Origin of the sequence: Pseudomonas sp. LAIL14HWK12:I1 (assembly GCF_003202095.1) — a bacterium.
Taxonomy (GTDB): domain Bacteria; phylum Pseudomonadota; class Gammaproteobacteria; order Pseudomonadales; family Pseudomonadaceae; genus Aquipseudomonas; species Aquipseudomonas monteilii.
Map to the genome: position 1 here is coordinate 158,874 of NZ_QJKG01000012.1, position 26,137 is coordinate 185,010.

Here is a 26,137-nt window from a genome sequence, read left to right on the forward strand (position 1 = left end):
AATCGCAGGATCAACGCTTGACCAACCTAACTCATCCGTCGTCATTGCGTTCCGCGCCACAAGCGCCCGCCGCTACCCTGCGCGGGTCGATCAAGGGTGCGCTGGCGCTGCTGGCCCTGATCCTGCTGGGCCTGCTGCTGTGGCAGCTGTTCGCCCAGTTCAACCACACCCAGGCCGACCTGCGCAAACAAAGCCTGGACGCCACCGCAGAGCTGGCCGACCACCTGAGCCTGAACATGGCGTTCAAGGCCCAGCAGGCCGTGAACGTGGTACAGCCCTACGTCAATGCGCCGACGCCTGCCGCCCTGCCCAGCCTGCTGGATACCCTGCGCCAACGCCTGCCCGCCCTGCAGAGCATGGCCTGGCTGGACAGCGTCGGGCAGCTGCGCAGTGACAGCCTGCCAGGCAGCCCAGACCGCCAGTTGCTTGACGAGCTGCTCACGCTGAACCAGGGGCGCCCGTACTTCTTTACCAATTCGGTCGACAATCAAACCTTGTACCTGCTGCTGCGCCAGGCCGCCGAACAGGACCGCGGCTACTGGCTGCTGCGCCTGTCACCGGACTACTACCGCGAACTCACCACTCACCTCGATGGCGGCGGCCACCCGCTGTGGCTGCTGGAAAACAGCCGCAGCGGCGAAGTGCTGCAGCAGCACGCCCCAACCGACACCAGCCACGAGCCGTTGCAAAGCGTGATGCTGGCCTTCATCGACAACAGCACCTGGCAACTGCGCGGCCTGTTCGACGCCAAGCTGACCCAGCAAAAATTGCTGCCTGCGCTGATCGGCAAATGCCTGCTGGTGCTGTTCTGCGCCCTGCTGCCCGTGTTGGCGCTGATCAACATGCGCCGCCGCCAGCGCGCGCTGCAGGAAGACCGCCGGCGCTACCAGGAAATTTTCGAAGGCACCGGCGTGGCCCTGTGCGTGCTCGACCTGTCCAGCCTGCCCGGCCAGCTCGACCGCTACCACCTGCGCAACCACGCCGCACTCAAGCACAGCCTGGCACTGGACCCGAACCTGCGCCGCTCGCTGTTGCTGGAGCTGAAGATTACCGAGGTCAACCAGGTAGCGCGCCAGCTGTTGAACATCGAATGCCACGAAGGGGCCTGGCAGCGGCTGATCGATGGCAGTGGCGATGGCCGCGACAGCGTCGGCATGCAACTGATCGACGCGCTGATCGAACAACGCCAGGTGCTGGAGCTTGAAGTGCGCCTGCCGGCTCCGCTGGGTGGTGAGTTGCACCTGTGGCTGATGGCGCGCTTGCCGCAGCAGCGCCGCGACTACCAGGCCGTGATCCTCAGCATCAGCGACATCACCAGCCGTAAACAGGTCGAGCTGTCGTTGCTGGAGCGCGAAAGTTTCTGGTCGGACGTGGTGCGTACCGTGCCCGATCAGCTGTACGTGCAAGACGTCATCAGCCAGCGGATGATTTTCAGCAACCGCCACCTGGGGCAGAGCCTGGGTTACGACCGTACCGAGCTTGCGCAAATGGGCGACCGCTTCTGGGAGCTGCTGCTGCACCCCGAAGATGCCGCGCACTACCAGGCATTGCGCCAGCAACAGCGTGACAACGGCCATGATCAACCGCTGCACTGCCAGCTGCGCTTCCGCCACCGTGATGACGGCTGGCGCTGCTACGACATCCGCGAACAGGTGCTGACCCGTGACGCCGATGGCCTGGTAACGCGCATCATCGGCGTGGGCAAGGACGTGACGGTGCAGATCGAGGCCAGCCAGTCGCTGCGCGACAGCGAACAGCGCTACCGCATGCTCGCCGAAAGCATCAGCGACGTGATCTTCTCCACCGACAGCCTGCTGCAGCTCAACTATGTCAGCCCCTCCGTGCAGAGCGTGCTGGGCTACCAGGCTGACTGGATTTTTGCCAACGGCTGGCAATCGATCATCGCCAACCCGGCCCAGCTCACCGGCATCTACAGCCTCATGGAACGCGTCAGCAACGCCATGGGCGACCCGGCACAACTGGCCCAGCTGCGCAGCCAGCTGCCAACCCAGCTGTTCCTGTTCGACTGCCTGCGCGCCGATGGCCGCAAGATCCCGATCGAGCTGCGCCTGGTGCTGGTGTGGGACGATGACCAACGCTTTGAAGGCGTACTTGGCGTGGGCCGCGACATCAGCCAGCAACGCCGCGCCGAAAAAGACCTGCGCATGGCCGCGACGGTATTCGAGCACTCCACGTCGGCGATCCTCATCACCGACCCGGCCGGCTATATCGTCCAGGCCAACGAGGCATTCAGCCGTGTCAGCGGTTATGCCGTCAGCGAAGTGCTCGACCAGCTGCCGGGCATGCTTACCGTCGATGAACAACAGGAAGGCCACCTGCGCTACGTGGTCAAGCAACTGCACCAGCGCGGCAGCTGGGAAGGCGAGGTGTGGCTCAAGCGCCGCGACGGCGACCACTACCCGGCGTGGGTCGGCATTACCGCCGTACTCGATGACGAGGGCGACCTGGCCAGCTACGTATGCTTCTTCACCGACATCAGCGAGCGCAAGGCCAGCGAACAGCGCATCCACCGCCTGGCCTACTACGACGCCCTCACCCACCTGCCCAACCGCACACTGTTCCAGGACCGCCTGTACAACGCCCTGCAGCAGGCCGAGCGGCAGAAGGCCTGGGTGGTGCTGATGTTCCTCGACCTGGACCGTTTCAAGCCGATCAACGACTCCCTCGGTCATGCCGCCGGCGACCGCATGCTCAAGGACATGGCCCTGCGCCTGCTGGCCTGCGTGGATGACGACGACACCGTGGCGCGCATGGGCGGCGACGAGTTCACCCTGCTGCTGCAACCGCGCCCCACCCGCGAGATGGCCCTTAACCGCGCCATCCACGTGGCCGAGAACATCCTCGGCAGCCTGGTGCGCCCGTTCGTGCTGGAAAACCGCGAGTTCTTCGTCACCGCCAGTATCGGCATCGCCCTCAGCCCGCAGGATGGAGGCGAGCTGAGCCAGTTGATGAAAAACGCCGATACCGCCATGTACCACGCCAAGGAACGCGGCAAGAACAACTTCCAGTTCTACCAGGCCGAAATGAACGCCAGCGCCCTGGAACGGCTGGAACTGGAAAGCGACCTGCGCCATGCCATGGAGCAGAACGAGTTCATCCTCTACTACCAGCCGCAGTTCAGCGGCGACGGCAAGCGCCTGACCGGCGCCGAAGCGCTGCTGCGCTGGCGCCATCCAACCCGTGGGCTGGTGCCACCGGGCGACTTCATCCCGGTGATCGAGGAACTGGGCCTGGTGGTGGATGTGGGCGACTGGGTGCTGCGCGAGGCCAGCCGGCAGCTCAAGGCCTGGCACAAGGCCAAAGTGCGAGTACCCAAGGTGTCGGTGAACATTTCCGCGCGGCAGTTCTCCGACGGCCAGTTGGGCACGCGCATTGCCAACATCCTTGAAGAAAGCGGCCTGCCGCCTGCGTGTCTGGAGCTGGAACTGACCGAAAGTATCCTGATGCGCGAAGTGAACGAGGCGCTGCAGATTCTTGCCAGCCTGAAGAACCTCGGCCTGAGCATTGCGGTCGACGACTTCGGCACCGGTTACTCGTCGCTCAACTACCTCAAGCAGTTCCCCATCGACGTACTGAAGATCGACCGCACCTTCGTCGACGGCCTGCCCGAAGGTGAGCAGGATGCGCAAATTGCCCGGGCGATCATCGCCATGGCCCACAGCCTCAACCTGGCGGTCATCGCCGAGGGTGTGGAAACCCACGAACAGCTGGAGTTCCTGCGCGAGCATGGTTGCGACGAAGTACAGGGCTACCTGTTCGGACGGCCGATGCCGGCGCATCAGTTCGAGGCGCAGTTCTCCAACGAGACCCTGTTCATGTTCCATTGAGGGGTGCAAAGCCCCTCAAAAGCGGACTTTCGGGTCAACTACCGCGCCCGCGCAGCCCAGACACGGCGCGGGATGCAACATGAAGCCCATTGGTCCGCGACTTGATGCCACTTCATATGCCAGCCGCGAATCAATCGGTTAGAATGCCCCCCCAAACTACCCCGATCCTTGAGGACCGCCATGTTCAGCCGTGATTTGACCATTGCCAAGTACGACGCCGAGCTCTTCGAAGCCATGCAGCAAGAAGCTCTGCGCCAGGAAGAGCATATCGAGCTGATCGCTTCGGAAAACTACACCAGCCCGGCAGTCATGGAAGCTCAGGGCTCGGTCCTGACCAACAAGTACGCCGAAGGCTACCCAGGCAAGCGCTACTACGGTGGTTGCGAGTACGTCGACGTCGTCGAGCAACTGGCCATCGACCGTGCCAAGGAGCTGTTCGGCGCCGACTACGCCAACGTCCAGCCGCACGCTGGCTCCCAGGCCAACGCTGCCGTCTACCTGGCCCTGCTGTCGGCCGGTGACACCATCCTGGGCATGAGCCTGGCCCACGGTGGCCACCTGACCCACGGTGCTTCCGTCAGCTCTTCGGGCAAGCTGTACAACGCCATCCAGTACGGCATCGACGGCAACGGCCTGATCGACTACGACGAAGTCGAGCGCCTGGCTGTCGAGCACAAGCCGAAGATGATCGTTGCCGGCTTCTCGGCCTACTCGCAGGTTCTGGACTTCGCCCGCTTCCGCGCCATCGCCGACAAGGTCGGTGCCTACCTGTTCGTCGACATGGCCCACGTTGCCGGCCTGGTTGCCGCTGGCGTGTACCCGAACCCTGTTCCATTCGCCGACGTGGTCACCACCACCACTCACAAGACCCTGCGCGGCCCGCGCGGCGGCCTGATCCTGGCCCGCGCCAACGCCGACATCGAGAAGAAGCTGAACTCCGCTGTCTTCCCGGGCGCCCAAGGCGGCCCGCTGGAGCACGTCATCGCGGCGAAGGCCATCTGCTTCAAGGAAGCCCTGCAGCCTGAGTTCAAGGCTTACCAGCAGCAAGTGGTGAAAAACGCCCAGGCCATGGCCAGCGTGTTCATCGAGCGTGGTTTCGACGTGGTGTCCGGTGGCACCCAGAACCACCTGTTCCTGCTGTCGCTGATCAAGCAGGAAATCTCCGGTAAAGACGCTGACGCCGCACTGGGCAAAGCCTTCATCACCGTCAACAAGAACTCGGTACCGAACGACCCACGTTCACCGTTCGTCACTTCGGGCCTGCGTTTCGGCACCCCAGCCGTTACCACCCGTGGTTTCAAGGAAGCCGAGTGCCGCGAGCTGGCCGGCTGGATCTGCGACATCCTGGCTGACCTGAACAACGAAGCGGTTATCGACGCTGTACGTGAGAAGGTCAAGGCCATCTGCAAGAAGCTGCCGGTTTACGGCAACTGATTGGCGATTGCCTGATGTGAAGAAGCCCGGCCTAGTGCCGGGCTTTTTCGTTTGCGCCGCTGCAATCACGTATTACCCTGTGCCCCCCATTCACTCATCGAGCACAGGCCGCACCTTGACCAGGGAACAACTCGAAACCCACCAGATCCCGATCTACTTCGCCGCCGTGCTTGCTGCCGTAGCCTTCGGCTTGATGGCCAGCGACAGCGCCAGCCAGCTGGAAGCCCTGGTCACCCCCGCCATTGCCGTGCTGATGTATGCGATGTTTCTGCAGATCCCTTTCCTCGACCTGCGTCAGGGTTTGGGCAACCGCCGCTTCATCACCGCGCTGCTGCTCGCCAACTTCATCCTCGTGCCGCTACTGGTCTGGGCCATTACCCGTGGGCTGGTGGAACACCCGGCGATCCTCGTCGGCGCCTTGCTGGTGCTGCTTACGCCGTGCATCGACTATGTGGTGGTGTTCACCCACATCGGCAAAGGCGATTCGCGCCTTACCCTGGCCGCCACACCTGTGCTGCTGTTGCTGCAACTGGTGCTACTGCCGGTGTATCTGGCCTGGATGCTGGGAGACAGCAGCAACGTGGCCATCTCCATCATCCCGTTCGTGGAAGCCTTTGTAGTGTTGATTGTGCTGCCAATGATCCTGGCCGTGCTCACCAGTGCCGGGGCTCGTCGCTCAGGCGCGGTTTCGGCCTGGAACGACGCCTGGGCGTGGTTGCCCGTACCGGCGATGGCCCTGGTGCTGGTGGTTGTGATCGCCTCGCAGATTGCTGTGGTGCTGCGAGACTTCGACCGTTTGCTACCGGTCATTCCGGTGTACATCGGCTTCATGTTGCTAGCGCCCGTGCTCGGGTTCATTTCGGCGCGGCTGCTGCGCCTGCCGGTCGCCGAAGCACGCTCAGTCACCTTCAGCGCCGCCACGCGAAACTCGCTGGTGGTGCTGCCACTGGCATTGGCATTGCCCGAAGCGATACGCGGGTTGGCGGCTGCGGCGGTAATCACGCAGACACTGGTGGAGTTGATAAGCGAGCTTGTCTATGTAAGAGCGGTGCCACGGGCCATACGCTGACCCGTGGCTAAGGATCGCGCCCGTCACGAGCGCCAAGGGTATGCGGCAAACACCTGCACCTCGACCAGGTACCCCTCGCCCAGGTCTGCGCCGACGCACGCCCGTGGTGGTTTGGGAAAACCCTGCAGCCAGGTGTCGTACACCTCATTGACCAAGTCGAAATGGCGGTAGTCGGCAAGCCACAACTGAACCCTGGTCAGTTGCGCCTTGCCGATATCGGCCTCTGCCATCAGGCCGTCGATCGTGCTCAGCGCCTGACGCAGCTGCCCCTGCACATCTTCCTGCAGGTTGCCCGCCACCACCCCCGCCGTTTCGAACAACCCCCTGTAGCTGACCGCCAGGGACATCCGCTCGCCGGCCCCGAAACGAGTGATCATGAAGCGGCCTCCCCGCCGCCAATCTGGTTGAGGCAGACGACTTTGGGCTGGGTCATGTCTTCATAGGCGAACCGCACCCCTTCGCGCCCAAGGCTCCCATACTTGGAGCCACCAAATGGCATGGCATCGAAGCGGTAGTCGGACGAATCGTTGATCATCACCCCGCCAGCCTCAATACGCCGGGCCAAGCTCAACGCCAGCGACAGGTCGCGGGTAAACACGCCGGCATGCAGGCTGTAATCCGGGGCGTTGGCCTGCGCTACCGCCTGCTCGATGCTTTCGAACGGCGCCAGCATCACCACCGGTGCAAACACCTCTTCACGCCACAGCCTGCTGGCGTGGTCAACGCCCTCCAGCACTGTCGGGGCATATGCGGCACCCTGACGCTGATGGCCGCAGAGCAGGCGAGCACCACCCTGAAGTGCTTGGTTGACGCGTTCTTCGATCTGCCGTGCAGCGGCTTCGGTGATCATCGGCCCCATGTCGGTTGCGCGCTGCCCCGGGTCGCCCAGCACCATTGCCTGGGTGAGGGCAACGAAGCGCTGGCGAAACGCCTCATAGATCGCGGCGTCCACCAGGATGCGCTGGGTGCCGATACAGTTCTGGCCCGCCGCCCAAAACGCGCCCGACACGCACGACTCGACAGTCGCCTCGAGGTCGCAGTCCTTCAGCACCAGCACCGGCGCATTGCCGCCCAGGTCCATCGCCAGCTTTTTCAGGCCAGCCCCCCGCGCAATCTGTTCGCCGGTAGCGAAGCCTCCGGTAAAGGAAATCATGCGTACTTCACGTATGGCCACCAGGGCCTTGCCCAGCTCGGCGCCCCCCGTGGCTACCGTGACGACGGCCTCCGGCAGCCCTGCATCAACCAGGTACTGCACCAGCTTCACGGCAGAAAGCGGGGCCAGCTCCGAGGGTTTCAGAATGACTGCATTGCCGCCCGCAATGGCTGGCCCCAACTTGTGCGCGACCAGGTTAAGCGGGTCGTTGTACGGGGTAATGGCCAGGATCAACCCCAGCGGCTCGCGGGTGAACCAGCCCTGGCGCGACTCGGAGCCTTCATAGGCATCGAAAGGCACCACCTCGCCGGCATTGCGCCGCGCTTCTTCTGCAGACAGCTTGAGCGTATTGATGCAGCGCTTCACCTCCTTCTCGGCCTGACGCAGGGTCTTGCCTGCTTCATCGACGATCAGGCCGGCAAAATCTGCAGCGTCGCGCTCGATGAGGCGGGCAGCCTGCTCCAGAATGCTGGCGCGTCGATGCCGGGGTAGCGCGGCACTTTCGCGCACGCCGCCGCGAGCACGGGCGAGCAGGCTTGGCACCGCGTCGGCGCAAAGGTTGGCAACGCTCCCCACCAGGCTGCCGTCGAAGGGGCTGAACACATCGATCAAGTCGGGTTGGCAATTGGCGACCCGGGACACGGAAGTCAGGCTCATGAACGTTGCTCCTCAGGCCGAACGGCCGGCGGTGTGAATGGCGACGATATCCGACAGCAGGGCAAATGCGGTTTCGACACGCCCTGCACCCGGGCCGGACACGGTCACCGCGCCCAGCAGCTCGGTGTTGAATGCAACCGCATTGATCGCACCGCAAATGCCCGCCAGCGGGTGCTGACCCGGCAACAGGCGGGCCTCGACACGGGCACTTACCGAACCATCGGCTTGCCGGCTGGCGCTGCCAATCAGCTTCCAACGCTGGCCCTGGGCCTGCGCCTGCTCGATAGCCGCGCTGTCGATGGCGCTGATACCGCTGCAGGCGACATCACTCACCTGCAGGCAGGCGCCGAGCAACTCATTGGCCAGAATGACCACCTTCAGGCGTACGTCATGGCCTTCCACATCGGCGGTCGGGTCTGCCTCGGCATACCCAAGTGCTTGTGCCTGGGCCACCGCCTCGGCAAAACCAAGCCCCTCCTCCATGCGCGTGAGCACGTAGTTCGAGGTGCCGTTGAGGATGCCCTCGAACCCCACCAGGCCCGCGCCTGCCAAGGTCTGGCGCGCCATGCGCAGCACCGGCGTACCGCTCATCACCGCGCCTTCGTATTCGAACGACACGCCATTGGCCCTGGCCAATGCCTTGAGCGCCTGGGCATGCAAGGCGATCGGCCCCTTGTTGGTGGTGACCACATGCTTGCCCGCTTCCAGCGCCCAGCGGCAGAAGGTTGCCGCTGGCTCACCGTCCGTTGGGTTGGTGAATGTGGCCTCGGCGATAATGTCGGCGCCAGACTGCTTGATCACCGCCTCATTGAAGGCTTCAGCCGAACCTTGAGGGATTTGCGCCAGCGCCCCCTTTTGAGCCGGCAACGCGGCCAGCGTGGCGGCATCCAGGCCATCGCGGTCGATTGCCGAACCCAGGAACAGGTCGGTGACGCCAACGATCTTCAAGCCAAAGCCCAGCTCTTGCTGCCAGCGCGCGTTGCGTTCGGCAATCAGTTGGGCCAGGGCACGGTTCACGCCACCAAAGCCAACGAGTGCAATTTTGTATTCGGTCATGATTTGCTGTCCTTTCCAGGCGGTTGGTCGATGAGGACAAGCGTAAGAGCCGTGCAATGCCAGTTGAATATGGCAATCCGCTGTATTTATTGGTCAATCTGGCCAGTGCCCCTGCACGCCCGAGCGCCTGCTGGAATGCAAAACGCCGCCAGGGTGCAAGCCCGGGCGGCGTGGGTGTAAGGCGGGTCATCAAACGCAACAGCGCAGCTCAGATCACCGTGGCCAGCACAAACGATGTCACGGTGTTCTCGACCCCGGGCATGGCGGCGATTTCCTTCCACACATGGTGTACCCGCTCCGGGCTTGAGGCCTCGACGCGCAGCAGCAGATCGAATTCGCCGCTGAGCACTTCGCACTGGATCACCTCGGGGATCTGGCGCAGCGCATCAAGCACCGCGTCACCGCGCATGCGGTCATAGCGGTAGACGAATATCACCGCGTTGATCAGCGACGTCGGCCGTCGGCCCTCACCGATGCGCAAGGTATAGCCCTGGATGGCCCCGTCGCGCTCAAGTCGCTCGATGCGCTGGCGTACCGCATTGCGCGACAGGTTTACCTTCAACCCCAATTCGGCATGGGCAATACGCGCATTGGCGGTGAGCTCGGCAAGAATGCGCTCGTCCAGGGGGTCGAGGATGCGCTTCATCGCCCGGCCTGCAAGCGTGCCAACAACGCATGAACCCCCGCCAGGTCCTCTGGTTTCAGCAGTGGCCCGGCGCCGGCAGTGCCTTCGACGTCGGCCGGCACCTCACCGTGCCAGGCCCCCAGCTCCGCCAGCAGCCCGGCAGACTTTTCCGGGGCAAACTGCCCAAGCGTGACGATGGGCGCGCCGATGTTGCGCCGGTGTAAACGCCCGGCGAACACGCCTGTCGCGGCATGCGGGTCTACTGCGCTGCCGGTTTCGTGGAACAGCGTGATGATCTCCTCGCGAATCAACGCGTCGTCCACGGCGTAGGAGTCAAACAGCATGCGTGCATGCAACCACTGGCGGTTGCCGATGCTCAGCTCGCCACAGGCCTCGAAATGCTCCATCAGCGCGCGGGTCGCCCCGCCATCGCGGTCATACAGCTCCCAGACGAAGCGCTCCAGGTTGGAGAACAGCGAGAAGTCCATGACCGGTGACAACGTTTGGTGGGTTGAACCACGGCTGTAGCGATTGCAGTGAATGAACCGGTGCAAGGCATCGTTGCAGTTGGTGGAGACGATGATCTGGTTGATGGGCAGGCCCATCTTCTGGGCAATGAACCCTGCGTAGATTTCGGCAAAGCTGGCCGTGGGGATGCTGAAGCCCACGGGGCGTGTCCCACCGCCCAGTTGCAGCGCCGCATGGAAATAGAACACGATCTGCGCCAGCACACCGACCCAGTTGGTCGAATTGAAACTCACCGGAATCAGCCCGGGGCATGGCCAGGCACGCAGCAGTGCCGACACCAGCGACTGGCAGTCGTCAAAGCTGCCATCCACGGCCACGCAGCTGACGCTGTCGGACGCGGCACGGCGCATCACCGCTGCCCGGTCAGCGGGTGTGCCTGCATTGGGATACAGCGCCAGCAAGCCCGCTGCCGGGCAATGCTGCAGGGCTTCGATCGCCGCCACCGCCGTATCGCCGTTACTGGCGCCCACCAGCATGACCCGCTCGCAATCCGGCCCCAAAAAGTGCCGGATAAGCCGCGCCTGCAACTGTGCGGCAAAGTCCTTCGAGGAGCGGGTAGGCCCGTGAAACAGCTGCAGGATCCATTCGTTATGGCCCAACTGCTGCAACGGCGCGATGCCACGGTGTTTGAACCCACGATAGCTGTCGCTGACCAGCGCCCTGAGGGTCGGTTCGTCGAGGGTATCGCCCACAAACGGTGCCATCACCCGCCAGGCCAGTTCGTCGAACGGCAACCACGACCAGCTGGCAATCTCCTGCGGGCTGAACACCGGCACCGAGGTGGGTACGTAAAGCCCGCCATCGTCGGCCAGGCCAGAAAGCAACGCCGTGCGGAAATCGACTCGTGTTTCGTTGCCGCGCGTGGATGTGTACTGCATCGGTGCTCCAGACAGGTACTTGAATTAACGGTGCGCCATGGCCACCAGCCAGTGGCTGAACGCCTGGGCATCCGGGGACAACGCTTCACCCAGGCCGCGTACCAGGTAAAACGACTCGCTCGCCTCGATGCGCGGGGTAAAGGGCGCGACCAGCCGCCCCTCCTGCAGCAAGTCCTCTACCAGCGACGAGCGCGCCAGGGCCACACCCAGCCCCAACTCCGCCATGCGCAATGTCGACACCAGCGTGTCGAATTGCAGGCCGCTCGAAGAGTCGACCTGATCGGCCCCCACCCGCTCCAGCCAGTAGCCCCAGCCTTCCTCGTAACCCAGCACATGCAGCAACGGGGCACGGGCCAGGTCACGCGGCTCGCGCAGCGGGCAATCGGCGGCCAGCGCGGGTGCGCAGACCGGCACCAGCACGTCGCGGGTCAGGCGTTGCGCCTCCACACCGGCCCACTGCCCGCTGCCCCAGCGGATTTCCAGGTCGTCCTCGGCATCCAGCTCCTTGACCCACAGGTTGCTGATGTAGCGGATGTCCACCTGGGGGTGCGAACGCCGAAAATCGGCCAACCGGGGCGCCAGCCAGAAGTGCAGGAACGACAGGCTGCCGCGCACCTTCAAGGGCCGACGCTGGCGCTGCCCGAAGATTTCGTTGGTGCCTACCGCCAGCCGGCTGATCGCGTCCTGCACCACCGGCAGGTAGGACTGCCCTTCTTCGGTCAGCCCCAGCCCACGCGGCAGTCGCTTGAACAGCGCTACCCCCAACTGGCTCTCCAGGTGGCGAATCTGCTGGCTCACCGCCCCCTGGGTGAGGTGCAGCTCTTCTGCTGCATGGGTGAAGTTCAGGTAGCGCGCCGACACTTCGAAGGCTCTGAGCCAGTTCAAGGGGGGCAGGGTTTTCTGGGTCATCGGCGGTTTCTCGTGGCAACGTTCCGGTGGCCTAGTATCACCCTGCTCAGGCGGCCTCGGAACCGGGCGCCACGGTTTCCAGCGGCAACGGACGACGCTGGCGGAATTTGCAGGTCAGCCAGAACGCCAGGTAACACCAGGCGATAAAGGGCAAACCAAAGTACAGCGCCACACGCTGGGCCGGGTCGAAGGCGATACCCACACAGGCCAGCACACAGCAGAAGATGGCTGCCAGCGGCACGAACGGGTAACCACGCACGCGGCACTTGAGGTCTTCGAGCTTGCCGCCATTGGCGATGTAATGACGGCGGAACGCAATCTGGCTGGCGGCGATGCTGATCCACACCACAACCACCGCCAACCCGGAAATGGACACCAGCGCCAGGTAGATGGTATCGGGCGCAAACACGCTGCTCAGCAGTGAAGCCATACCGCCCGCCATGCTCAGCACGATGGCATTGAAGGGCGTGCCGCGACGGGACAGCGAGGCATACCGGCGTGGCATGTTGCCTTGGTCGCTGAGGGTCCAGAGCATGCGCGCGGCTGCGTACAACCCGGAGTTGGCCGCCGACAACAGCGCGGTGATGATGACGAAGTTCATGATGTCCGCCGCGTAGGGGATCCCTATCATTTCAAAGACCATCACGAACGGGCTTTCCACCACACCGGCCTGTTCGCGCGGCAACAAGGTGGCGAGCACGAAGATGGTGCCGACGAAGAACAACGCCAGGCGAAGCACGGTGGTACGGATGGCTTTGGGTACGTTCTTTTCAGGGTCTTGGGTTTCGCCGGCAGCAATGCCGATCAGCTCGGTGCCGGAGAAGGCGAAGGCCACTGCCAGCAAGGTCATGGCAATCGACCAGAACCCCGTGGGGAAGAGCCCTTCGCGGGTAAAATTACCCAGCCCGACACTCTGCACGTGGGCAACCTCGAAGCCGCCCAGGATGGCGCCGCCACCCACCACCAGGAAAGCGATCACCGCCAGCACCTTGACCAACGACAACCAGAATTCGGTCTCGGCGAACGAACGTACCGAAATGATGTTGCTGATGAATACCGCAAGCCCGAACAGCGCACTCCATATCCATACCGGCGTGTCCGGGAACCAGCGCACCATGAGAATGCCGGCGGCGGTGAACTCCGAGCCAATGGCTACCGTCCAGGTCAGCCAGTACATCCAGGCCACCATGTAACCGGTGCCTGGGCCGATATAGCGGGTGGCGTAACTGCTGAACGAACCGACTTCCGGCATGTGTACCGCCAGCTCGCCCAGGCACATCATCACCAGGTAAACCATGATCGCGCCGAGCACATAGGCGATGACCGCGCCCAGCGGCCCCGCCTGATTGACGGTGTAGCCCGACGTCAGGAACAGGCCGGTACCGATAACACCGCCCAGCGCCAGCATGACGATATGGCGGGTTTGCATGTCCTGTTTGAAGCCATGCGCCGAAGCATTTCTCGTTGTCGTTGTTTGCAGGGACATTGTGGGTTTCTCATGAAAGTGGGCGGGCAAGGACGTTACGACGACCTCGTCTTGGCAGAGCGAAGTGAATGGCCTTGCATATTGTTTTTGTTCGACTTCATGAAGTGGCACTCACCGCGAGGGTGAGTGCTACGCGCCATCCTCAGGCCTGCGCCTGGCCCAGGCCGGCATACGCGTCACCGTGCAACTCCTTTGCTGCGGCCAACTCCTGGCGCACCGATGCACAGGCCTGGGCAAGGTCTGCCAGCAGGTCTTCGGTGTCCTCGATACCCACCGAAACGCGCACCAGCCCTTCGGAAATACCCAGGGCCAGCCGCTCTTCGAGGGTGTTCTCCACATGGCTGGTGGTGCGGGCCGGGCCGTAGATGGTTTCTACCGCGCCAAGGTTGCCGGCACGGTGGGCATACTTGAGCCGTGGCAGCAAACGCGCAACGGTCGGCATACCGCCCTTGAGCACAAAGCTGACGATGGCGCCGAAGCCACGCATCTGCGCCTTGGCAATCGCATGGCCAGGGTGCTGGGGCAAACCGGGGTAGTTGACCGCCTCGACCAAGGGTTCGGTGCTCAGGTACTGCGCCAACACGAGCGCACTGGCCTGCTGCTGGCGCAGGCGCAGAGCCAGGGTCTTGATGCCCCGGATGATCAGGTAGGCCGAAAACGGGTCCAGCGCCGCACCGTTGATCTCGCGGTAGTGGCGTACCTGCGCCATCAACGGCTCCGCACCGCAGACCACACCGCCCAGCACGTCACCGTGACCGGACAGGAACTTGGTGGCGCTGTGCACCACCACATCCACGCCCAGGGCCAGCGGGTTCTGGTTCAGCGGGGTGGCGAAGGTATTGTCGGCCACCACCACAGCGCCCACCTGCCGAGCGGCAGCGCTCAAGCGCCGGATGTCCAGCACCTTCAAGGTGGGGTTGGTGGGGGTTTCGAGGTACAGCAGGTCGCAGCCCGCAGCGATTTCGCGTTCCAGCGCCTCGGTGTCCAGCGTGTCGCACAGGCACACCTGCACGCCCATGCGGGGCAGGAACTCTTCAAAAATCTTGTTGGTACCGCCGTAGCTGTCTCGGGTGGATACCACGCGTTTACCGCTGGAGAGGAAGGTATGCAGCACGGCACTGATGGCCGCCATGCCGCTACTGAATGCCACTGCCGACTCCGACTGCTCCAGTTCACACAGCTTCGATTCCAGGGTGGCGACTGTAGGGTTGCTCATGCGGCTGTAGATGTAGCCCGGCAGTTTGCCTTGAGCCACGTCGTACCAGGCGTCGATGTCGTTGTAGCCGTAGGCGGCACTGACTACGATCGGGGTCTGAGTGGCATTGTACGGGTGCTGCACCTGCTCGCCGCCCCACACCACGCGCGTACCGACACCGGCCGCTGCATTACCCTCGATTTTTTCGTTGTTGTTCATATCCGGTTCCCGCACAGCTGAGTTGTGTACACCGATTCAGGATCGGCCTTCAGCGGACTATAGGGACATGGCGGGAGACTGAAAAACGATGGAATCCGGGTCTGAGTGGCGTTTTTTTTAATGGCTGGGGACCGGGCGCTCGCAGCAGCCGCCCAGCCACCTGCCAGGCTTTACGCCAAATTGCGTTTCAGCTCGGCGATATGCTCCGGGCCGATACCACAGCAGCCACCGATCATGCTGGCGCCCCGTTTACGCCAGTCATTGGCCCAGGCCAGATAGCCCGGCGGGTCAAGGTCTTCGCGCAGCTCATCCAGGCCGTCGTTGGCGGTGGCCTCCTTCGGCTGCGGCGGGAAGGCGTTGGCATAGGCGCCGATCGCGACGTCGGCGTTGCGTTGCTCGATCAACGCGTGCGCCACATCGACCGCAGCGCCAATGACCTCGGGCTGGCTGCAGTTGAACAGCACTGCGGCGGCGCCCAGATCGACCACGGCGGCAATGGCATCTGCCACCGGCTCACCGGAACGCAGACGCGGGACTTCATCAACCTCTTCGTCCCGCAGGGTGAACGACACCCAGAACGGCTTGCCGTCTGCCGGCAAGTGGGCGTGAATGGCCCGCACCTCGGCTACCGAACTCTGGGTTTCTGCCAGCCACAGGTCGACATGTGGCGCCAGGCCCTGCAGCAGCGGCGACAGCACTTCTGCCACGCGTTCGGGCTGGAACAGGTCTGGGCGATAGGAGCCGAAAAGCGGCGGCAGCGACCCCGCCACCCGGACCGGGTGCGGGCCGGCATCTGCCGCGTGGCGCGCGAGTTGGCCTGCGATATTGGCCAGTTGCCGCCCTTCTTTGGCAAAGCGCTCTTCGCCGATGTGGAACGGCACCACCGCATAGCTGTTGCTGGTGATGATTTGCGCACCGGCGACGATGAACGCAGCGTGCACCCCCACCACCGCCTCGGGCGCTTCGCTCAGCGCCAGTGCCGACCATTCGGGCTGGCGAAACGGCGCCCCACTGCGCTGCAGCTCACGGCCCATGCCGCCGTCAAGAATCACCATCGCTCGCTGTTTCATATAACTACTCTGAAGGTTCTTATGAATTAAATTCATTAGTTCACGGAGATTTATAACTATTAAATACCCTATCACTCCTTTGCCCAACATATCAGGTATGTACATGCGATTTTCTACCGTGCTCGGTGCAGGCCTCGTGCTGCTCGCCACTGCTTCCCAGGCCTTTGCCGGCGCCACGCTCGAGCGGGTTGAATCGCGCAAGGAGCTGGTCAACGTGCTGATGGAAAGCTACCCGCCGTTTTCCTTCCTCAACGACCAGAACCAGCTGGACGGTTTTGACGTGGACGTCGCCAAGGCCGTGGCAGACAAACTCGGCGTCAAGCTGCGCCTCGAAACCCCCTCCTGGGACGTGATCGCGGCGGGCCGCTGGAGCGGACGCTACGACATCTGCATCTGCTCGATGACCCCGAGCAAGGCACGCAGCGAAGTGTTCGACTTCCCGGTGGAGTACTACGCTTCCCCTGCGGTGATCGTGGTCAATGCCAAGGACGAACGTATCCACACCGCCAAGGACCTGGATGGCCGCAAGGTGGGCCTGACCAGCGCCTCGAGCTACGAAAGCTACCTGAACAAGAACCTGGTCATCGAAGGCGACGAAGACAAGAAAATCGAATACCCCTTCGACTTCGTGCAGATTGCGCCATACGACACCGACAACGTCGCCTTCCAGGACCTGGGCCTGGGCGCCGGTGTACGCCTGGACGCCATTCTCACCAACCTGGTGACCGCGCAACCGCGTCTGGACCAGGACAAACGCTTCAAGCTGGCCGGCGCCCCGCTGTATGAAGAGCCGAACTCGGTGGCCATCGAAAAGGGCGACGCGGAGTGGGATGCCAAAGTGCGCCAGGTGTTTGCCGAGCTGAAGGCTGATGGCACCCTGGCCAAGCTCTCGCAGAAATGGATTGGCGCCGATATCAGCAAATGAGCACCTTCCCCCCCTCCCCCAAGCCTGTGGTCAAGCCCACGGGCGCCGACCTGTTCGGCTTTCGCACCCGGTTATTGCTGACCTGGCTGGCATTGTTCGGCCTGTTCGTTGCGTTTTTCCTCAGCTTCGATCTGAAGTTTTCGATCATTCTGGAGAAGTTTCCGAACCTTGCCGGCTTCCGGCTGGGGCCTAACGGCTTTCTGCAAGGCGCAGCGCTGACCCTGTTTCTGTGCCTGTGCTCGATGGTGGTATCGGTGCTGCTCGGCTTTGCCGCTGCACTGGCGCGGTTGTCGAACAGCGCGGTGCTGGTGGGCATCGCCAGCTTCTACACCTCGTTCTTCCGCGGCACCCCACTGCTTATCCAGATTTTGCTGATCTACCTGGGGTTGCCCCAACTTGGCCTGGTACCCGGCGCCATCAGTGCCGGCATCATCGCGCTGTCGCTGAACTATGGCGCCTACCTGAGCGAGATCTTCCGCGCCGGCATCCTGGGCGTAGCGCGGGGCCAACGTGAAGCGGCACTGGCCCTGGGTATGCGCACGCCACAGATCTTCTGGTACATCACCCTGCCCCAGGCCATGCGGGTGATCATTCCGCCTACGGCCAACCAGTTCATCTCGATGCTGAAGGATTCATCGCTGATTTCGGTCATGGGGGTGTGGGAAGTGATGTTCCTTGCGCAATCGTATGGGCGATCGAGCTATCGCTACCTGGAGATGCTGACGACGGCGGCGGTTATCTACTGGGTGCTGTCGATCCTGCTGGAGCTGGTGCAGGCGCGGCTGGAGCGGCATTTTGGCAAGGCCTATCAGCGGTAGCTGACAGGCCCAGCCGCGGGCTAGGCAGTCAGAACCTGGCCCGCAGGGCCAGGTTGAATCTTGTAGTCTTCGCCAACCTCGGTCTGGGTCATCTTGCTCTGACCGCTGTTTCCAATAAGCCTTATCGCCGACCAGTGCGCCGACGATAAGGCCAGCCTTTCATTCACAACGCCTTCATCTCAGCAATATCCCGCGCCACCTGATCGGCTGAATGGTCAAACATCGCCTGCTCCTGCGCATCCAGCGGCAACTCGATCACCCGCGTAAGCCCCGCGTCCGCCATTACACAGGGCACGCCCATGGCAATATCCTTGCGCCCGTATTCCCCTTCCAGAATGGCCACTGCCGGCAAAATGCGGTTTCGCCCATTGGCGATGGCATCCACCATCTGCGCAATGGCCACGCCTGGTGCATCACAGGCGCTGCCCATCTTCTTCAAGCCCAGAATCTCGCCGCCGCCCTTACGCGTGCGCTCCACAATTTGCTCGATCTGCTCATTGGACAGGAAGTGGGAAAGCGGCACCGAGCCGATCTGGCAGTAGCGCATCAGCGGCACCATGCTGTCGCCATGCCCGCCCAGCACCAGCGCCGTGATATCCCGTGCAGAGAACCCGGTTTGCTCAGCGATAAAACACTTCATGCGCGCAGTATCCAGCACCCCCGCCTGCCCGAACACCTTGTCGCGCCCCAGGCCGCTGAGGCTCCAGGCACGATAGGTGAGCACGTCGACCGGGTTGGACACCACCAGCACCGTTGCCGCCGGGGCATGGCGTTTGATGTCCGCCATGATGCCATCCAGTATCGGCAGGTTGATGCTCAGCACATCCTGGCGCGACTGGCCGGGCTTGCGCGGCACGCCTGCGGTGATCACCACCAGCTCGGAGCCGACCAGCATTTCAGCCTTGGCCCCGCCGTACACACGGGTATCGGAGCCGGACTCCACAGCGGCCTGCCACACATCCAGCGCCTTGCCCTGCGCCAGCTCACCCTGCACGTCCATCAACACCAGCTCACGGCACAACTCATCCCGGGCGATGATCTGCGCCGCCGCCTCGCCGACCAGGCCGGCACCTATGATTGAAAGTTTGTTCACCAGACACCTCCCAGCGGCGCGCGCCACCAGGAACACGCCTGCGTATAGAGAGAAGTATTGCCCGCCGGGGCTAAAAGGCCACTCGAATGTGATGCCTGACTGGTGCGATCACTGTGGGAGCGGGCGTGCCCGCGAACACCGGCACAGCCGGTGCCATCCACAGCGTCGCCTGCTTCGCGGGCTTGCCCGCTCCCACAGTAATGGCTCGATGCATCGCTCAAGAGACGACCACCTGCGCTTGACAGTGTCCGGTCACAACCGAAATACTTTGAAACGATTCATATAGATGACCAAATAACAAGGTGAATCGCTCCATGAATACCCCACCCAACAATGTTCATTTGCCGTGTGCGGAACCTCCATCCGTAGACCTCAGTGCCATTCCTCTCGACGTCGAATCGTCCGCCTTCAAATCCTGAGTGCCGCCAGAGCGCCTGCCCAACCGAGATTCCTTGCATGACTCCTTTAGATATACAGCTGTTGCTGACTGCCTTGGTCAGTGTCCTGGTGCTGGTGGCACTCATTGTGTCGCGCCTGAAGATGCATCCCCTCCTGGCCTTGCTGGTGGTGTCCATCGGCGTGGGTTTCGCTACCCACATGGAGCCCGGCAGCATCGTCTCCCACCTGCTCACAGGCGCCGGAAAGACCCTGGGCGCAGTCGGGGTGGTGATCGCGCTTGGTGCCATGCTTGGCAAAATCCTGGCTGACGCGGGCGTCACCGAGCAGGTCGCGGATGTGATCCTCAAACGCACCCCGGACCGCTTGATTCCGTGGGCCATGATGCTGGTTGCCTTTGTCATCGGCATCCCGATGTTTTTCGAAGTGGGCCTGGTGATCATGCTGCCGCTGATTTTCAGCGTGGCACGCAAGCTGGAAGGCAAGGCGCGCTTCAAAGGCTCGGCGTATGTGTACGTTGGTGTGCCGGTGATTTCGGCGCTGGCCGCCATGCACGGCATGGTCCCCCCGCACCCTGGCCCCTTGACCGCCATTGCCGTACTCAAGACCTCGGTGGGGCCGACCATGCTCTATGGCTTCCTGGCCGCTATCCCTGCAATGATTCTGGGCGGCCCGCTGTATGGCATGTTCATCTCGAAGCGTATGAGCACGCGGCCTGATCAGGCATTGCTGGACCAGTTCACCCTGACTGAAAAAGCCGACAACCAGCCCCGCCCCGGCGTATTCATCGGCATGCTGGCCGCGCTGCTGCCGGCAATCCTGATGCTGGTGCATGCCGTTGCCGAGATGCTGCTGCCCAAAGGCAACGCGCTGCTGGAAATGGCCAGCTTCCTGGGCAACCCGCTGATCGCCATGCTGCTGGGCGTGCTGTTCGCCGGCGCCAGCCTGGTACTGGCGCGTGGCGGCGACGCCGAACAGCTGCGTGATGCGTTGGGCAAAAGCCTCAAGCCTATCGCCTCCATCATCATGATCATTGCCGGCGGCGGCGCCTTTCAGGAGATGCTGACCAGCGCCAAGGTGGGTGATGCCATTGTGCACCTGACCCAGCAATCGGCGTTCCCGCCCTTGATCCTGGGGTGGTTGATCGCGATGTTGCTCTCGGTGTCTACCGGTTCCGCCACGGTGGGTATCGTCGGGGCTGCCGGCTTGCTGGCACCGCTTGCGGGGGCAGACCCTAGCCTCAACCTGCCGTTGCTGGCCTTGTCCATCGGCTGCGGGTCGCTGTTCTTCAACTATGCCAACCATGCAGGGTTCTGGATGGTGAAGGAATCGTTCGGCATGACCATGGGCGAAGCCACCAAGACCATTTCGGTGGTGCAGTCCATCGTGGCGGTGGTTGGCTTGATCGTGGTGTTGGTGTTGAATGCGGCGATTACGGTGAGCTGAGCCAGGTTCAAAATGGCCTGACCGCCACAAGAAGACAGTTGCCTCCACAGGCTATACAGGCCGCCCGCGCAAGCACATACCTCAGCAGCTTGCGCGGGCGTTGTAGATACCGTCTTGACCCCTACCCAGCCCAGATCAACCCGTCAGCCGCGCATCTGCCAAAGAATGAAGTCAACTTTCTTCAAATCGGTCAGCTTGCCGTGTTCGGGCACCCGTTCGTTGAATTGCCCTATCCAACCTGCGCATTCAGTGGACGCCAGAAAGGCCTGGTACCAATCCTCCATGTACGCATAACAGCTCTTGGCGTCCTCGATCTTTTTACGGGATTGGTAGGAAGGTGCCTTGCGGTTGATGTTGCGCAGTACATGCGTATCCCAAACCGGCTTTTGCGGGTTCAACGTAGCAACCAGCTTGCTGGAGAACGACGGCTCATAACGCCCGGTAGCCTGGTGCATATGATCGAGAACCTCGGCAAACGTGGGCTTCGATCCCTTCAACTGCTCCATAAGCTGGTAGTAGGCGCCATACCAGGAACGCTCACGCCGCTGCACACGATAGAAGCCGTTATACGCTCGCTGAAACAGTGCGTCAGTCGAAACGTCTACCGTTTCCACTTGGCTCATCAAAGCCAGATACTTCTGGATACCCGGCTTGGCGTTGACAATGGCAGACGTCACATCACTGGTTACCATGGTGTTTACTTCCTCAGATGGCTGACAAATGCCCGGTAGCAGGCGCTTACTGGGTATCGGTTCGGCGAGATCTTGCTTGAGCGAGCATGTCATCAAGCATCTGGATCATGTCGTCTACATCGATTTCTACATACTCATCGCACGAAGCGGCGAGGATCCGTTCCGCGAATTGCGGGCTGTATTCCAGGGCTGCATTTGCAGCGTCGTTGTTGCCGAAGCGGGTGTACCGCCATTGGCCTTCTACCTCTTGACCGATCAGGCGACCCTCTTCCTGCAATGCCAACAGGATCGTCTGAACCTCAGCCTCACCGAGGCTCACATCCGCCTGCATCAACCGCCGGTGCAGCTCAACAGCGTCGATGCCGTCGGCTGCGCTTTCAATAATCAGTGCTTTGACGCTCTCGATGTCGCTCATCGCGGTGCCCTCTTTTCTCCGCCACACCCTCTGCGATGGAGGTGTGAGTGGCATGATCAAGGTCTTTCCCTTGCCAACGAGAAGCATGTTGCACTCCAATAGGGACACTTCTTGTCCGAATTGAAACTAAATGATCAACCGAGCTCATCGCCGTGACTATCTGCGGCAGATTCTTAATGCAGCGGGTAAGCCACTGACCACCGCGAAAGTGCATGCGAAGCTGGTTGCGTGGGTTCGTCGGCATGGGGATGACGATGACGAACAGCATGAAAAAACCACCATCAGGGATTTGAAGGTGCTCGAGGACCTTGATTACGTTCGATCGACCATCAACGAGGCAGATAAACGGAGTTTGCTCTGGTCTGCGGTGGGCCGAAGCCACTCGCTGGTGCTTTCGCCTTCAGACGCCATGTCGCTCTCGGCGATTTTCAAGCATGCCGAACGATTCGGCCTGCAAGCAGCGACTGACGAGTTGAAGGGCCTGCAGGACTACACCGAACGGGTCATGCATGATGGTTCCCGGCGCAAGCTGAACTTCAGCAAGCGCATTACTTCAGGAACGCGGTTCACTGTTTTACAGCCGGGCAAGTACAACGCCAAACACCTTGAGCGCCTGCAAATGGCAATCCTCGAAGGCAAGCCCCTTGAGGTCTGGTACCGCCCGCTCGCCGCCGACGGTGTCGAGTGTGTTTACCAACTCAAGCCACTGGGTTTATCTCACCAGGACTCCAATATTTACCTCTCCGCATATGTTGCCGAAGAGCAGTGGCTCGGCGAAGCACCTGGCCCCGGCGTGCCGCGGGGCAAGTACAGCAGCAACGGCCCCAATAAACTCTGTGCGTTGATGCTACACAGGATTACCAAGGTAGAGCCGGGCAAGCGCATCATCGATGACCCGGAGGGTTACGACATTCATGCTGATGAAGTCCAGAAAGACTTGGTGACCATCCATTCACCAGCACAGAAAACACGCCTTCGGCTAAGCCCCAACCTGTACAACCGGCTTTCTGAGAACCCGCTGGAGAAAAACCAGAAGCTGCTGCAAGACGGGGACAAATGGTTGCTGACCTGCAGGATTCGCGACACCCAAGGGCTACGATTGTTTCTGATGGCGAACGCTGCCGATATCGAGGTGCTGGAACCTTTGGCCCTGAGGGCGCATATCCATGAAATGCTCACCGTGGCGCTGAAAACCTACGAACGGTGATGAGTTCCTTCCGTGATGGAACTGCCACCGCTCGCGGCCAAGCAAGTTAAGGTGGCAGCAATACGAGGGTTGGCCGACCGGGACGAAAGGAGCCCGGCACACCCGAAGGTGTCCCGCGCACCACCGTCATAAATCAATCTCTCTTTTCCTGACTGCTTTTCCGTGCCCGTGGCGATGCCGGCCTCGACACTTCCTTCATCGCTTTGGCTGCCGCAGGGCTTTTCCCGCGTTTCGGTCCGGCCACCACGTAAGCGTTGGCCAGGGGCGAAAGATTCGCCACCGGCCGCGCAACCACAGCGATTGGCCCACCCGCCTTCAACTGGCCGACAGTGTTGCCGGCGACCGTTGCAGTGGGATCATCTTTGGCAGTCATCACCATACCCATCCGAATGCCAAAGAGACGCAGCACGGCCTCCAAAGTGCTGAGCTTCGGATTCGACTTCCCGCTCTCCAGTTCGTACAGGCTTTTCGTGGAGATCTTGCACATGGCAGCGAAGGTCTCTTGGTCAAGCCCAGTCACTTCGAGCCGCAGACGGCGGATGGATGTCCCAATTGGATCGAGCCCCGCCGCATTGCGCTTGACGATTTCCTCTACGAGCTGAGCGCGCTCTTCAGGCTGTAGTTTTTTCATCGCAGTCCCCACTCCACGAGTCGCTTGTCCAGGTTATTCACGGGTAGAGAGGCTGCATTGCGCATCGATTCAGGAACATCAATCAGCAGATCGGGCAACGCCCTGAATTCCTCAGCCGCATTCATCAACCGTTGCAGCAGAACATCGGGATCCGTGTAACCAATAAGCTCAGCGCAGTTGTCGCTCCAGTTAGAAGACCCCTTACGCTCCGCAGCCCACTTCGTCGTCCGCGTAATACCCTCTTCATCCAGGATCATTGGCGCGAGGTCATAGATTGGGGCCAAACGAAACCTCCCACCCACACGCATGATGGAGGTGTTGCGACCGTGGTTATCGGTGTTCCCTAGAATGCGGTTCAGCAGATCGCGCCGTACATACTCGAACACCAGGTCGTCCACCTCATCCTGCTGGCCGTTATCGACCCATAGACTTACCAGCCGGTGAACCACTTCGACATGCGCCATCGGATGCGCGTAGCCGGTAATGCCGCAGATCGAGTACACCGACTCCAGCGGTATCCGCTCCACCACGCCATCTACTACCTGGCGATCAAACCGTGGCATCCAGAGGCTTGGCTTCACTGCCTCTTCAAGCGCCAGACCATCAGTGGGAACCGTATCAAGACCGAGGGCAGCAACCGCCTTGTAGTAATGAAACTCTGTTCGCAGGATGTCTTTGTCGCGCTCGCCGCCTCGATTACGCGCGAACTTGATCAGCCAGTGACGGCACGCCTGGTCATCGGGAAGCATCGCATCAGCGTACAGAGCACCGTCGTGTGCTTCGGTCATGACCAGTTTGGGGGCTTGACCGTTGGCACCGGTAGCGCCGCCCAATGCCGCGCCGGTTTCGTAGGCATATTCAAGAAACTCGTTCGTCCTGTTCACGACCTCAGCATGCGCGAAAGCCTCGCTCCGATCCGATTGAAGGCCTTCCACCGACTCCTTGATGCGCAGATGCCCAACAGGGGCCGGCGTGAAGCGTTCTAGCAGGTACAGCTCCAGTTCCACGCCTTCGGGCTTGAGACGCCCGTAGCGGGCTTCAAGAGAGTCCTTGGCAGCACCAGAGGGAATGATGTCGTAGAGGAATGCGGGATACCCTTTGACGTCATGGTGGTCCCAGTTCAACGGAAGGTTAACGCTTAGGGCCCGTTCGCAACGATCCTCCATGCGATCAAAGTTCGCGATGATGTAGTCGCTGTCGTATGCGACAAGGCAACGTCCATCAGCCACACGCTCGGGGTTCTCAACCGTGAGCGTCGCTGCATCGCGCCATGCCCCCTCTGAGAAAGCTTGGATCGTGAGTCTGAGCGGCATCGCCACACCATTAATCAGCATTTTAATGCTGATTATCATAGTGCACACGGCAGGAACCGGCAATATTTTGCTGATTAGAAACGTTACACGCGAAAAACCGGCACCCCACTACCGATTATGTGTTCACCGCAATTTATCCTCACACAAACGCAACAACCTAAGTCGGCAGGGAGCTGTCGGATTCCGACGGAACGCCATAACGCCCCCCCGCCAGAAGGCGGGTTTTACGGGGTTCCAGAGATTTTGGTAGCCTTCGCTGGAACCTGAACTGGTGCGGAGACAGGAATCGTATCGACACGAAAGAGGCTGAATTCAATGGGTATTATTCTTAAGGGTACAACTCTTTATCTCTAAAATTATCCCCAGTCTATTTTCAGGATCCCGACCACTGCGAAATGGCATGACACGATGACGGAGGACGGCTACCCAATCGCCAAAGCCAAGCTCAGGCTCGTCTGGGGAAAGGCAGCTATCGACCCATTGCGGACGTCCGTCAGAGACTGCTTTCGGCTCATACCCGTCGTTCAGAAGGGGCCGCAAAGGCCTGAAACAGACTGTAGGCAATACTAGGGCGGTCTCTGAAGTACTGCGTTTGCATGTTGAGTCATAGGTCATCACGTTTTAGCGGCAGGTTTGAGTCGGAAGCTGACGCCCATACGGTTAAAAGCGTTCATTGCGGCAATGGCCGCTGTCAGGTCGACAAGGTCCTTTTCGGCAAACATTGCCGATGCTGCTGCGTAAGCTTCGTCGGATACATGTGTCTCGCTTACCCGCGTGACTTCTTCTGCCCAGGCCAATGCTGAGCGCTCCTGATCCGAGAACAAATAGTGCGCTTCATGCCATACCGGTACTAACAGCACTTTGTCCACTGAAATACCTGCTTTGATCAGATCGCGTGAGTGCAGATCGATGCAATGGGCGCAGCCGTTGATTTGAGACACCCTGAGAAACACGAGGTGAATCAACGGGGCTGGCAAATTTGTCGCGGTGGTCACGAAATGATGCAGCCCGCCAAGGGCCTTGGCTGCACCAGGCGAAGCTTCAAACCAATTGAGTCGACTCATGATTTCTTTT

General features: G+C 61.5%; 22 protein-coding genes. 7 read left to right on the top strand and 15 right to left on the bottom strand.

All coding sequences use genetic code 11. From position 1 onward, the window contains the following. Nucleotides 1-17 precede the first annotated feature (17 nt). From D906_RS24560 to D906_RS24570, 3 genes are all read left to right on the top strand, one after another. Complete coding sequence (locus D906_RS24560; RefSeq protein WP_027615764.1) at nt 18-3,848, top strand: bifunctional diguanylate cyclase/phosphodiesterase; 3,831 nt, start codon at nt 18-20, stop codon at nt 3,846-3,848. Nucleotides 3,849-4,028: 180 nt separating this feature from the next. Further along, the gene (gene glyA / locus D906_RS24565) at nt 4,029-5,282 is read left to right on the top strand and encodes a serine hydroxymethyltransferase (protein WP_016713363.1); all 1,254 of its coding nucleotides are present in this window, start codon (nt 4,029-4,031) and stop codon (nt 5,280-5,282) included. Between the two features lie 115 nt (nt 5,283-5,397). Further along, nucleotides 5,398-6,351 carry an arsenic resistance protein gene (locus D906_RS24570; RefSeq protein WP_027615765.1) on the top strand — a complete coding sequence of 318 codons (954 nt, stop codon included), beginning with the start codon at nt 5,398-5,400 and terminating at the stop codon, nt 6,349-6,351. Nucleotides 6,352-6,374: 23 nt separating this feature from the next. Here the strand turns inward: D906_RS24570 and D906_RS24575 are convergent, their stop codons facing one another. The 9 genes from D906_RS24575 to D906_RS24615 form a co-directional block, all read right to left on the bottom strand. After that, nucleotides 6,375-6,728 carry a RidA family protein gene (locus D906_RS24575; RefSeq protein WP_016713365.1) on the bottom strand — a complete coding sequence of 118 codons (354 nt, stop codon included), beginning with the start codon at nt 6,726-6,728 and terminating at the stop codon, nt 6,375-6,377. Continuing rightward, nucleotides 6,725-8,161 (bottom strand): aldehyde dehydrogenase family protein, encoded by a 1,437-nt coding sequence (locus D906_RS24580; protein WP_019099382.1) that lies wholly within the window; start codon nt 8,159-8,161, stop codon nt 6,725-6,727. The genes D906_RS24575 and D906_RS24580 overlap by 4 nt, the downstream gene beginning before the upstream one ends. Before the next feature lie 12 nt (nt 8,162-8,173). Next, the gene (locus D906_RS24585) at nt 8,174-9,217 is read right to left on the bottom strand and encodes a homoserine dehydrogenase (protein ID WP_027615766.1); all 1,044 of its coding nucleotides are present in this window, start codon (nt 9,215-9,217) and stop codon (nt 8,174-8,176) included. A gap of 208 nt (nt 9,218-9,425) precedes the next feature. Beyond that, nucleotides 9,426-9,863 (bottom strand): Lrp/AsnC family transcriptional regulator, encoded by a 438-nt coding sequence (locus tag D906_RS24590; protein ID WP_016713368.1) that lies wholly within the window; start codon nt 9,861-9,863, stop codon nt 9,426-9,428. After that, nucleotides 9,860-11,248 carry a threonine synthase gene (locus D906_RS24595; RefSeq protein ID WP_027609770.1) on the bottom strand — a complete coding sequence of 463 codons (1,389 nt, stop codon included), beginning with the start codon at nt 11,246-11,248 and terminating at the stop codon, nt 9,860-9,862. The genes D906_RS24590 and D906_RS24595 overlap by 4 nt, the downstream gene beginning before the upstream one ends. A 24-nt stretch (nt 11,249-11,272) precedes the next feature. Beyond that, a complete protein-coding gene (locus D906_RS24600; protein WP_016713370.1) occupies nt 11,273-12,157 on the bottom strand; it encodes a LysR substrate-binding domain-containing protein in 885 nt (294 codons plus the stop codon). Nucleotides 12,158-12,203: 46 nt separating this feature from the next. Continuing rightward, entirely contained in the window at nt 12,204-13,643 is a 1,440-nt protein-coding gene (locus D906_RS24605) for an amino acid permease (protein WP_025754702.1), read from the bottom strand. A 142-nt stretch (nt 13,644-13,785) separates the two neighbouring features. Then, nucleotides 13,786-15,057, bottom strand: coding sequence for a cystathionine gamma-synthase family protein (locus D906_RS24610; protein ID WP_016713372.1), 1,272 nt, complete (start codon nt 15,055-15,057; stop codon nt 13,786-13,788). Nucleotides 15,058-15,227: 170 nt separating this feature from the next. Further along, nucleotides 15,228-16,112: a homocysteine S-methyltransferase family protein gene (locus D906_RS24615; protein ID WP_027615767.1), complete on the bottom strand. Its 885-nt coding sequence runs from the start codon at nt 16,110-16,112 to the stop codon at nt 15,228-15,230. Between the two features lie 118 nt (nt 16,113-16,230). Here D906_RS24615 and D906_RS24620 point away from each other — a divergent pair, with 118 nt between their 5' ends. After that, nucleotides 16,231-17,052 (top strand): ABC transporter substrate-binding protein, encoded by an 822-nt coding sequence (locus tag D906_RS24620; RefSeq protein ID WP_019097802.1) that lies wholly within the window; start codon nt 16,231-16,233, stop codon nt 17,050-17,052. After that, nucleotides 17,049-17,870, top strand: a complete 822-nt coding sequence (locus D906_RS24625) for an amino acid ABC transporter permease (protein ID WP_027615768.1) — start codon at nt 17,049-17,051, stop codon at nt 17,868-17,870. Before D906_RS24620 ends, D906_RS24625 begins: the two co-directional genes overlap by 4 nt. A gap of 163 nt (nt 17,871-18,033) precedes the next feature. Here D906_RS24625 and D906_RS24630 read toward each other — a convergent pair whose 3' ends face one another. After that, nucleotides 18,034-18,963 carry a malate dehydrogenase gene (locus D906_RS24630; RefSeq protein ID WP_019097799.1) on the bottom strand — a complete coding sequence of 310 codons (930 nt, stop codon included), beginning with the start codon at nt 18,961-18,963 and terminating at the stop codon, nt 18,034-18,036. 456 nt (nt 18,964-19,419) lie between these two features. On the opposite strand from D906_RS24630, the gene D906_RS24635 reads away from it, so the two are divergent. Next, nucleotides 19,420-20,805, top strand: coding sequence for a GntP family permease (locus tag D906_RS24635; RefSeq protein WP_027615769.1), 1,386 nt, complete (start codon nt 19,420-19,422; stop codon nt 20,803-20,805). 143 nt (nt 20,806-20,948) lie between these two features. Here D906_RS24635 and D906_RS24640 read toward each other — a convergent pair whose 3' ends face one another. Together D906_RS24640 and D906_RS24645 are read right to left on the bottom strand one after the other, a co-directional pair. Next, nucleotides 20,949-21,497, bottom strand: coding sequence for a hypothetical protein (locus D906_RS24640; RefSeq protein WP_027615770.1), 549 nt, complete (start codon nt 21,495-21,497; stop codon nt 20,949-20,951). A gap of 46 nt (nt 21,498-21,543) precedes the next feature. Continuing rightward, nucleotides 21,544-21,912, bottom strand: coding sequence for a hypothetical protein (locus D906_RS24645; RefSeq protein ID WP_027615771.1), 369 nt, complete (start codon nt 21,910-21,912; stop codon nt 21,544-21,546). 130 nt (nt 21,913-22,042) lie between these two features. Here D906_RS24645 and D906_RS24650 point away from each other — a divergent pair, with 130 nt between their 5' ends. Beyond that, on the top strand, nt 22,043-23,119 hold the full coding sequence (locus tag D906_RS24650; protein WP_027615772.1) for a YafY family protein: 1,077 nt from the start codon (nt 22,043-22,045) through the stop codon (nt 23,117-23,119). A gap of 133 nt (nt 23,120-23,252) precedes the next feature. On the opposite strand, the gene D906_RS24655 is transcribed toward D906_RS24650, so the two are convergent. From D906_RS24655 to D906_RS24665, 3 genes are all read right to left on the bottom strand, one after another. After that, complete coding sequence (locus D906_RS24655; protein WP_027615773.1) at nt 23,253-23,750, bottom strand: helix-turn-helix domain-containing protein; 498 nt, start codon at nt 23,748-23,750, stop codon at nt 23,253-23,255. Beyond that, on the bottom strand, nt 23,747-25,102 hold the full coding sequence (locus tag D906_RS24660; protein WP_019097793.1) for a type II toxin-antitoxin system HipA family toxin: 1,356 nt from the start codon (nt 25,100-25,102) through the stop codon (nt 23,747-23,749). Before D906_RS24660 ends, D906_RS24655 begins: the two co-directional genes overlap by 4 nt. 575 nt (nt 25,103-25,677) lie before the next feature. Then, nucleotides 25,678-26,127: a carboxymuconolactone decarboxylase family protein gene (locus D906_RS24665; protein ID WP_023532827.1), complete on the bottom strand. Its 450-nt coding sequence runs from the start codon at nt 26,125-26,127 to the stop codon at nt 25,678-25,680. Between the last annotated feature and the right edge of the window lie 10 nt (nt 26,128-26,137).